The organism is Streptomyces sp. NPDC127097, from assembly GCF_042724075.1.
Taxonomy (GTDB): domain Bacteria; phylum Actinomycetota; class Actinomycetes; order Streptomycetales; family Streptomycetaceae; genus Streptomyces.
This window is the reverse complement of sequence record NZ_JBHXFI010000040.1, coordinates 17,844-26,790: the sequence shown is the minus strand read 5'-3', so window position 1 is coordinate 26,790 and position 8,947 is coordinate 17,844. Positions and strand designations below refer to the sequence as shown.

Genomic DNA, 8,947 nt, shown 5'->3' with positions numbered 1-8,947 from the left:
GGCCCTGCACCGCGGGTTGGTGCAGGGCCCTCGCTCATGCGGTCAGCACTTGGCGTCGGCGGCGGGGGCCGGGGACGGATGGGTCAGCAGGGAGAGGGACTTGGCCGCGGCCTGCTGGGTGGTCAGCGCCTTGAAGGTGTCGCCGATGATCAGGTCGAGCTCGGCGCCCTTGCGGCCGTCGGTCTTCTGCTGGGCGCCGGTGAGCTGGGTGGCGAGCACCTTCAGCGGGCCGTCGGCCGCCTTGGGGCCGAGCAGTATGCCGGCGCCCTTGATCTTCTTGTCGTAGGCGGCGGGGGCGTTGCCCACCTTGCCGATCTTGAAGCCGCGCTTCTGGAGTTCGTCGGCGGTGCGCTTGGCCAGCCCGGAGCGCGGGGTGGCGTTGAAGACATTGACGGTCAGCGTGGCGGGCGCGGGCAGCTTCCGGGCGGCGGTCTTCGCCTGGGCGGCCGCCGTCTTGGCGCCGTCCTGGCAGTGCTGTTTCTCCTGGGCGGCGTGCGCGGTACCGGACCGGCCACCGAAGACGTCGATGAGCTGCAAGGTGCCCCAGCCGGCCAGGCCGAGGGCGCAGCCGACGGCGACGAGGGTGAGAACGATCCGGCGACGGTGGCGCGGACGGCGCATCCGCGGATACCTGTCGCCCGTGATGCGGTACTTCCTACCGCCCATGCCTGGGGGCGTCAGCATGCTCATGGGCGCAGCGTAGTGCGGGCGGAGGTCCGTGCCTACTAGATGATCAACGCGTCGTGCGAGACCCAACCCAAAAGGGTTAATTCGGACAGGGCGGGTTGGGCGGTGCCGGGCGGTTGAAGGCGATTTCCGGCCTGTTGGGCGACGCGGGCCGGGGTGTCAGTCCAGTTCGAGCACGCGGGCGTGCAGCACCTGGCGCTGCTGAAGGGCCGCGCGCACCGCGCGGTGCAGCCCGTCCTCCAGATAGAGGTCGCCCTCCCACTTCACGACATGCGCGAAGAGGTCGCCGTAGAACGTCGAGTCCTCGGCGAGCAGCGTTTCGAGATCGAGCTGCTGCTTGGTCGTCACCAACTGGTCGAGGCGTACCGGGCGCGGGGCGACGTCCGCCCACTGGCGGGTGCTCTCCCGGCCGTGATCCGGGTACGGCCGGCCGTTTCCGATGCGCTTGAAGATCACACGGAAAGCCTACCGGGCGAGCGGCACCGGGCGCAGCCATGCCGCAGCAGTGCAAAAGGATCATTGGCGGCAAAATTGGATCTTTGGGGAGCGGAGGCCCCGCGGATATGGCCGGATGCGACCCGAACGGCCTACCGCGGCGGGCGCCGGAGCGCGGGATGCGGCCGGGCGTCACCGCTTCCGGACTTCCAGGCGTCACCACTTCCGGGTGGCCGCCAGGCTCGACTGCCAGTAGGTGACCCGGGCGGTGTGCGGGTCGACATGGACCGGGGCGCGGCCGTCCAGGCCGACCTGGGTGGGGGTGGCCCGGGCCGACAGGGCGACGCCGAACTGGGAGACCTTTCTGCCCCGGCGGTGCGTGCCGTCCGGCCCATGGGCGGCGGAGGTGGTGATCAGGGCGTACGCGGTCCGGTTGGGAGTGAGAGTGACGACGGTGGGGGGTGCGCTGGAACCGATCGCGGGGAGTGGGGGCTGGCGGTCGTCGCCGAAGTGCAGCAAGGGGTAGGGCTGGGCGGCGAACGTGCAGGGCCGGTCGGAGAAGTTGGTGACCGTCAGCAGCATGCGGTGCGCCCGCCGCGGCATCGCGCCGGCCTGGAACTTGAGCATCTCGGGGGTGCAGGCGGGCCGGCCGTCCGGGCCGGTGGGCGGCTTGCCGTCGTCGTGCGCGGAGGGCGGGACGGGAGCCGGTGACACGGCCGTGGCGGAGTCCCCGGCCTTGGGGCCGGTGCCGTCGTGGCAGCCGGCGGTCAGGGCCAGGGTGGCGGTGACGAGGAGAGCTGCGGTGGCGGCCCGGCGGACGGTGGCGATGGCGGTGATGGGCATGGGTGCTCCCCGGACGGTGGCGTGTACACGACCTTCGACGCGGGTGCTGGCGATCCACTAACGCATGGCTAACGCCTGCCGGGCTGCTCCCGGCGGGCCCGCCGCTCCCGGGACCCGACGAAAGTCGGGGGTCGTTCCTGCCGAACGACAGCGGTGAGGAGGGAGCCGCCGCCCCTAGCGTCCCGGTACGCGGTAGGCGAGGCGTACGGGGAGAGGAGAGCGGTGTGCTCGGCATACGGGAGCGCAGGGGAGCGGGAGCGGGCGAAGGGGGAGGGCAGGCCCCGGGGAGGGAGCAGGGGAAAGGGGAGCGGACGGCGGGGGCCCGGCCGGCCGGGCGGTGGCTGTGGGGAGCGGGCGCCGCGCTGCTGATTCCCGCCGTGCACAGCAACTGGCATCTGGCGGCGGCCGCCTGGCTGTTTCCGGTCTTTCTGCTGCGCTACGCCCGGCTGCGGCCGGCCCGGCACGGGCTGCTGCGGGTCGGGTATGCGCTGGGCCTGGCCCAGTTGGCGTGGCTGGTCTCGACGGGGATGGTGTTCGTGCCGTCCGTACTGGCGGTGTTCGCGGTGCTCGCCGTGGTGCAGACACTGCCGTTCGTCGCCGACCGGCTGGTCGCGGCGCGCTCCGGCTCGGTGTGGTCGACGCTGGTCTTCCCGGTGGTGCTGGTCTGCGGGGAGTACCTCTTCACACGGCTGGCCGGCTTCGGCGACTACGGGGCGCTCGGCTTCACCCAGCACGCCTTCCTGCCGCTGGTCCAACTCGCCTCCGTCACCGGTGTGTACGGCGTCAGCTTCGTGGTGGCGTGGACGGCCTCGGTCGCGCACTGGGCATGGCAGCGCGGTTTCCGGTGGCGGGAGATCCGGCGCGGCGTCGTGGTGTGTGCCGGGGTGCTCGCCCTGGTGCTGGGGGCCGGTGGCGTACGGCTGGTGGCCTTCGCGCCGACGACGAAGACCGTACGGGTCGCGGGCATCAGCGCCGGGCGCGGCGCGGAGCGGGCCACCGAACGGGCGCTGCACACGGCCGGGACGGAGCTGTGGCGGCCGCGGAACCTGGTGCGGGCCGATCCGCGGCGGGTGCGCGCCGCGCTGGCACCGGTGGCCGATGACCTGGTGGCGGCCACCGACCGGGAGGCGCGGGCCGGGGCGCGGATCGTGGTGTGGCCGGAGACCCAGGCCCGGGTCCTGGCGGCGGACCGGGAGCGGCTGCTCGCCCGGGTCGCCGGGATCGCCCGTAAGCGTCAGGTCTACGTCGACACCGCCTTCGCCCTCTACACCCCGCGGCCGCCCCATGTGCGCAATGTCGCCACGCTGGTGACGCCGGAGGGGAAGGTCGCCTGGACCTACGACAAGACGCACCCGACCCCGATGGAGCCGATGACGCCCGGCACGGGGGAGGTGCCCGTCACCGGCTCGCCGTACGGGCGGCTGGCGACGGTGATCTGCTACGACGCCGACTTCCCCGCGCTGATGCGGCAGGCGGCGGACCGGGGCACCGGCCTGATCATGGTGCCCGCCAACGACTGGGCGGGCTTCGAGTCGCTGCACGCCCAGCGGGCCGTCTTCCGGTCCGTCGAGTACGGCTATGCCATGGTCCGGCAGTCCGTGCACGGTGTCGCCACCGCGGTGGACCACCAGGGCCGGATCCGCGGCAGCGCGGACTACTTCACCGCGGACCGGCAGACGCTGGTCGCCGAGGTGCCGGTGCAGCCGCGCACCGGCACCCTCTACAGCCGGACCGGTGATCTGTTCGCGCTGCTGTGCGCGGGCGGGACGCTGCTCGTGGTGGCGCTCGGGGTGCGCGGGCGCCGGTCCGCCGCCGGTGTTCCCGCGGCCGGGGGCGGCCGTCGGTAGTGTCCTCAACTCGCCGTCGCCGTAGGGGGTTTGCTCCGCTGTTCGCCCTGCGGGGCGGGGGTGTCCGTCGGGGGCGCGGAGGCCGGCGGGGCGGTCCCGGAGGGGCTGCTGGACGGCCGGGTGGTGGAGGTGGGCGTGGGGCGGTCCCGCGGCGGCCGGGCCGGTTCGGTCGTGGCCGGCGCACCGGAGGGAGCGGTGGTACGGGGGGCGCCCGGCGAGGGGGCAGTGGGCGACGGCTTGGAGGTCGGTGTCCTGGGTGCCGGGTCCGGTGACGGGTCGACGGAGTGCGGCGGGCGCGCGGGCAGCGGCCGGTCCGGCGGGCCGTCGGCGGCGGTCGCCAGATAGCCGAGCACGGCGGCGACGGCCGCGGCGGCCGCCGCCAGCGGCAGCCCGAAACGGCGCAGCCACAGCCGCCGCACGGCGGACAGCGGGTCACGGCGCGGTGCGGGGCGCGGGGGCGCGGCGGGCCGCAGATCCCGGATGCCGATGCTCTCGGCGCGGGCCGCGAGGGCGCGCCGCAGGCGGTCCTCCACGGGGCGGCCGGAGTCGGGGCCGGGACCGCGGCCGCCCGCGCCGGCACCGCCGTCTCCCGCGCCGTCTCCGGTGCGGCCGAAACCCGTGCCTGGGCCGTTCATGACCGCGCCTCCAAGATCTTCTCCAGCGAGTCCAGCGCGCGGCTGGCGATCGATTTCACCGAACCGCGGCTGATGCCGAGTGTCGTCGCGATCTGCGCCTCCGTCAGATCGCCCCAGTAGCGGAGCACGAGCACCTCCCGGCGGCGGGCGGTCAGCCCGCTCAGCGCGGCGAGCACCTCCCGGTGCTCCTCGTCCAGCACGATCCGATCCTCGGCCGACGGGGCGTCCGCCTCGTACGGAGGGACGTAGTCGCGCGCGGTACGGCGGCGCCGCAGCACCGAGCGGGCGGCGTTGACCACCGCGGTGCGCAGATAGGCGAGCGCGTTGTCGACCTCGTCGAGCCGTTCGCCGTGCCGTTTGTAGAGCGCGGCGAACGCGTCCTGGACGACGTCCTCCGCGGTGGCCCGGTCGTCGACGAGCAGGACGGCCAGCCGGACCATGGTCAGCCGGTGGGCGTGGTACAGCTCGCTGATCGTGGGCGCGGGATCGGGCGGGGCGGTGCCCTCGCCGTGCGGCAACCCGGTCCGGGAGCCCTTGGGTTGGCCGTACGCGGGCGGCACGGGCGAGTGACCGGGGCGCGGTGTCTCGCGGTGGGCGGCGCTCGCGCGGGCGGTGCGCAGCAGCCACCGCCACCAGGCAGGCCGGGGCCCCGGCAGGGCGAACCGTGCCGGGGCGTGGTGCGGGGCGGCGGAGAGCTCCATCGCTTTCTCCGGGCGGGCGGCGGTGCGCGCCGGCTCAGCCGCGCCGGCGGCGGACCGCGTAGACGGTGCCGCCGCCCGCGGCGATCAGCCCCGCGGCGACACCGCCGTACGCCATGGTGGCCGTGGAGGCCCCGGTGTGCGCGAGCTCCTTGCCGCCCTTGGGCTTGCCAGGGGTGGTGGGCCTGGGCTCGCCGGGGGTGGTCGGGGTGGCGGAGGGCGGCTGGGTGGCGTCCGGGCCCGGGTGGGTGGGGGAGGGCCGCGGGGGTTCGGTCGAGTCCGGGCCCGGGTGGGTGGCGGACGGCCGCGGGGTGCCGGGAGCGGTGGGCGGGGCGGTGGGTGCGGGCCGGGTGCTGCCGTCGCCCGGCGCCGGGGTGGGCTTCGCGGACGTGTGGCCGGCGGTCGGCCGCTGCGGCTGGGGCGCCTGGCCGCCCTGGGCGTAGGCGGTGCCGGCCGACAGCGCGGTCAGGGCGAACGCCGCGGCCAGCCCGGCGCCGGCCGCACCGCGCAGACGGCGGCGGGCGGCGTACGGGTGGGTGGCGGAGGAGGTGCGGAAGGTGCGCGTGTACTTCACGGTCGGCTGCTCCACGTTCTTCGACGGGGGGCGCCGGATGGCGCCCTTACCCCTGACGACGTGCGGCGCGGGCGGGGGTTGCCGGGCGGCGCGAAAAAACTTCGCCGGGCCGCGCCCCGCCCGCCGACCGGCCTCAGCCCACGCTCTGGAGCAGCTTCTCCACGGCCTTGACCCGGTCGCCCAGCTCGGCCAACTGGGCAGTCATCGTCTCCTGCTGGGCCATGACCCGCTCCGCGAGCCCGCGGTACTCGGCGAGCGCCGCGGCGTCCGCGCGATGCCGCTGGAGCCTGAAGTACGACGCCACGATCGTGGTGACCGAGGCAAAGATGATCACCAGGACGGCTATCGGGATGATGATGCTGCCGTTCATGTACGTGTCCCCCTAGGGTCGTTCGGTCCCTTCGCGGCCGGCGGCTGCACCGCGCCGTCCGCGTCCCCGGCCTCGTCCCGCGACGGCGCCCCGGACCGGTCCTCCTGGAGGGCGGCGAGGACGGTGGCCACGTTCAGCTTCAGCTCGAACGGCGCCAGTTCGAAGTACTTCAGCGCCTTGCCGTCCTCGGACAGCTCCAGCCGGCCCACCACCAGACCGGCCTTCTCCAGCCGGTCCAGGTGCATGTAGAGCAGCGGCCGGGACATCTCCAGCCGGCGGGCCAGCTCGCTCACGTACAGCCGCCCGTCGGCCAGTTCGCCGATCACCCGCAGCCGCTGCGCATGGCCCACGGCGGAGAGCAGGGCCAGCAGCTGCTCGCTGTTCATGGCCCACCTTCTCGCTGTTCCGGACGTCTGTCAGCGGAGGTTTTCGCATGCCACGACGGGCTGTCAAACAGCCCGGCGCCCTCCGGCCATCGCAATTTTACGGTTGACGCTCTGATGCGACACCTGTAATTCTCGACTTACATGCGTACCAGTGGGGGGCGCGACGCGATGCCGAAGGGGCGGGGCAAGTGAACGTGGCGGTACGAATACGGCCGTTGGAGCCGCAGTCGAGGGAAAAACGGCCGGTCACGGTGCGGTGGGCGGTCTGGAGCGCACGGCATCCGTGGCGCGCGCTGGCCGGCTGGCTGGCGTTCGTGGTGCTGTGCCTGGGGGTGGGCCTGGCGATGGGCACCCACAACGCCACCGGCGAGGACTACCGCGTCGGCGAGGCGGGCCGCGCCGAAACCCTGGCCGCCGAGGCCCGGCTGGACCGGGAGCCGGTCGAACAGGTGCTGATCTCCGCCCGGTCCGGCCCGCTGGAGCAGGCCGCCGTCGACGCGGCCGTCCGCGACCTCACCGCCCGGATGCGGCAGCTGCCCGAGGTGGCGCGGGTCGAGCCCCCGGTCCGTTCGGCCGACGGGGGTTCACTGCGGGTCGCGGTGGTCATGAAGGGCGTCGAGGCGGACGCCAAGGATCATGTGGCGCCGCTCGCCGCCCGGACCGCGGCGGTCCAGCGCGACCACCCGCGGCTGCGGGTGGCGGAGACCGGCAACCCGTCGGTCAGCGTCGGCGTCGACACCCAGCGCGGCCAGGACCTGGCGCTCTCCGAGGCGATCGCGCTGCCCGTCACGCTGCTGACGCTGCTGGTCGTCTTCGGGTCCGCGCTGATGGCGGCGGTGCCGCTGCTGCTCGCGCTGACCTCGATCGCGGCCGCCATGGGCCTGTCGATGGTGGTCTCGCACCTCCAGCCGGACGCCGGGGTGGGCGCCAACATCATCCTGCTGATCGGCATGGCCGTCGGCGTCGACTACACGCTCTTCTACCTCAAGCGCGAACGGGAGGAACGGGCCCGCGCGGGCGGCCGGCTCGGCGCCGAGGCGCTGGTGGAACTGGCCGCCGCCACCTCCGGCCGGGCGATCGTGGTCTCCGGCCTCGCGGTGATCGTCTCCACCGCGACCCTGTACCTGGCCACCGACGTGGTCTTCTCCTCGCTCGCGACCAGCACCGTCATCGTCGTGCTGGCCGCGGTCCTCAGCTCGCTGACGGCGCTGCCCGCACTGCTCGTCAAGATCGCCCAGCGCGCCGAACGCCGCGCGGACCGCCGTGCGCAGCGGACCGGCCGCCGGCCGGCACCGCGGGACCGTGCGGAGGGCACCGGCCGCCTCTGGCGCGCCCTGCTGCGGCCGGCGACCGAGCACCCGGCCCGCACCCTGTGCGTCGCCGTCCTGGTGATGCTGGCGCTGGCGGCACCCGCGCTCGGCATGCAGCTGCGGGTCCTCAACAAGGACAGCCACTCCCGCGAGATCCCCGCCCTCCAGACCTACGACCGGCTCACCACGGCCTTCCCCGAGCTGCGCGTCCAGCATCAGATCGTGGTCCGGGCGCCCGCCGCGGAATCCTCCGAAGTAGCGGCAGCACTACGGCAGTTGAGCGCACGGGCGCAGTCCGATCCGCTCTACGCCAAGGGTGTCACCCCGCTCGTGAAGACCTCGCGGGACCACCGCACCACCACCATGGAGCTGTCGACGCCGCACAAGGTCAGCTCCCCCGAGGCGATCGCCTCCCTCGACCGCCTCCGCCGGGACTATCTGCCGGACACCGTGGGCGCGGTGCCCGGGGCGGAGTTCGCGGTCAGCGGCGATGTCGCCCACGACACCGACTACCTCGCCCACCAGGACGGCAAGCTGCCGCTGGTCGTCGGCGCCCTGCTGCTGCTGACCTTCCTCATGACCACGCTGGTCTTCCGCTCCGTCGTCATCGGCCTGCTCGGGGTCGCGCTCAATCTGCTCTCCGCGGCCGCGGCGTTCGGGCTGGTCGTGGTCTTCTTCCAGTACGGCCTGGCCAGCACGCTGTTCGGCTTCGACACCGCGGCGACCAGCGCCATCGGCTCCCGCGTACCGCTGTTCCTGTTCGTGATCCTCTTCGGTCTGTCGATGGACTACCAGATCTTCGTGGTCAGCCGGATCCGGGAAGCGGCGCTGCGCGGGGTACCGACCCGGGAGGCGGTGCTGCACGGCGTCGGGGCCTCCGCCAAGGTCGTCACCAGCGCCGCGGTGGTCATGGTGACGGTCTTCGCGGCCTTCATGTTCCTGCACCTCGCGGAGATGAAGCAGATCGGCTTCAGCCTCGCGGTGGCCGTCCTGCTGGACGCCTTCGTGATCCGGGTCGTGATCCTGCCGTCGGCGCTGACCCTCCTGGGGCGGGCCAGTTGGTGGCCGTCCCGGACGATGCGGCGGGCGCAGCGGGAGGCGCCCGTGGGCGCGGTGCCGTAGCCGGGCGGTGCTCGTACGCGGGGTGTCCGTACGCGCGGTG

General features: G+C 73.9%; 10 protein-coding genes. 2 read left to right on the top strand and 8 right to left on the bottom strand.

Features of this window, described 5'->3' with window-relative positions; all coding sequences use genetic code 11:
* Positions 1-42: 42 nt before the first annotated feature.
* The 3 genes from ACFWJW_RS26220 to ACFWJW_RS26210 all read right to left on the bottom strand — a co-directional run bounded on the left by ACFWJW_RS26220 (position 43) and on the right by ACFWJW_RS26210 (position 1,965).
* Positions 43-690: a LytR C-terminal domain-containing protein gene (locus ACFWJW_RS26220; protein ID WP_387245999.1), complete on the bottom strand. Its 648-nt coding sequence runs from the start codon at positions 688-690 to the stop codon at positions 43-45.
* A 156-nt stretch (positions 691-846) separates the two neighbouring features.
* Positions 847-1,143 carry a type II toxin-antitoxin system VapB family antitoxin gene (locus ACFWJW_RS26215; RefSeq protein WP_006604254.1) on the bottom strand — a complete coding sequence of 99 codons (297 nt, stop codon included), beginning with the start codon at positions 1,141-1,143 and terminating at the stop codon, positions 847-849.
* Positions 1,144-1,338: 195 nt separating this feature from the next.
* Positions 1,339-1,965 carry a DUF4232 domain-containing protein gene (locus ACFWJW_RS26210; protein WP_387245997.1) on the bottom strand — a complete coding sequence of 209 codons (627 nt, stop codon included), beginning with the start codon at positions 1,963-1,965 and terminating at the stop codon, positions 1,339-1,341.
* A 224-nt stretch (positions 1,966-2,189) separates the two neighbouring features.
* Between ACFWJW_RS26210 and ACFWJW_RS26205 the strand changes: the two genes are divergently transcribed.
* Positions 2,190-3,812, top strand: coding sequence for an apolipoprotein N-acyltransferase (locus ACFWJW_RS26205; RefSeq protein WP_387245995.1), 1,623 nt, complete (start codon positions 2,190-2,192; stop codon positions 3,810-3,812).
* Between the two features lie 5 nt (positions 3,813-3,817).
* On the opposite strand, the gene ACFWJW_RS26200 is transcribed toward ACFWJW_RS26205, so the two are convergent.
* The 5 genes from ACFWJW_RS26200 to ACFWJW_RS26180 all read right to left on the bottom strand — a co-directional run bounded on the left by ACFWJW_RS26200 (position 3,818) and on the right by ACFWJW_RS26180 (position 6,475).
* Positions 3,818-4,447 carry a hypothetical protein gene (locus tag ACFWJW_RS26200; RefSeq protein WP_387245993.1) on the bottom strand — a complete coding sequence of 210 codons (630 nt, stop codon included), beginning with the start codon at positions 4,445-4,447 and terminating at the stop codon, positions 3,818-3,820.
* Positions 4,444-5,148, bottom strand: coding sequence for an RNA polymerase sigma factor (locus ACFWJW_RS26195; protein ID WP_387245991.1), 705 nt, complete (start codon positions 5,146-5,148; stop codon positions 4,444-4,446). The genes ACFWJW_RS26200 and ACFWJW_RS26195 overlap by 4 nt, the downstream gene beginning before the upstream one ends.
* A gap of 34 nt (positions 5,149-5,182) precedes the next feature.
* Complete coding sequence (locus ACFWJW_RS26190) at positions 5,183-5,719, bottom strand: LPXTG cell wall anchor domain-containing protein (protein ID WP_387245989.1); 537 nt, start codon at positions 5,717-5,719, stop codon at positions 5,183-5,185.
* A gap of 133 nt (positions 5,720-5,852) precedes the next feature.
* Positions 5,853-6,089, bottom strand: coding sequence for a hypothetical protein (locus ACFWJW_RS26185; RefSeq protein ID WP_387245987.1), 237 nt, complete (start codon positions 6,087-6,089; stop codon positions 5,853-5,855).
* The gene (locus ACFWJW_RS26180; RefSeq protein WP_387245985.1) at positions 6,086-6,475 is read right to left on the bottom strand and encodes an ArsR/SmtB family transcription factor; all 390 of its coding nucleotides are present in this window, start codon (positions 6,473-6,475) and stop codon (positions 6,086-6,088) included. Before ACFWJW_RS26180 ends, ACFWJW_RS26185 begins: the two co-directional genes overlap by 4 nt.
* 194 nt (positions 6,476-6,669) lie before the next feature.
* Between ACFWJW_RS26180 and ACFWJW_RS26175 the strand changes: the two genes are divergently transcribed.
* Entirely contained in the window at positions 6,670-8,907 is a 2,238-nt protein-coding gene (locus ACFWJW_RS26175; RefSeq protein ID WP_387245983.1) for an MMPL family transporter, read from the top strand.
* Positions 8,908-8,947 lie beyond the last annotated feature (40 nt).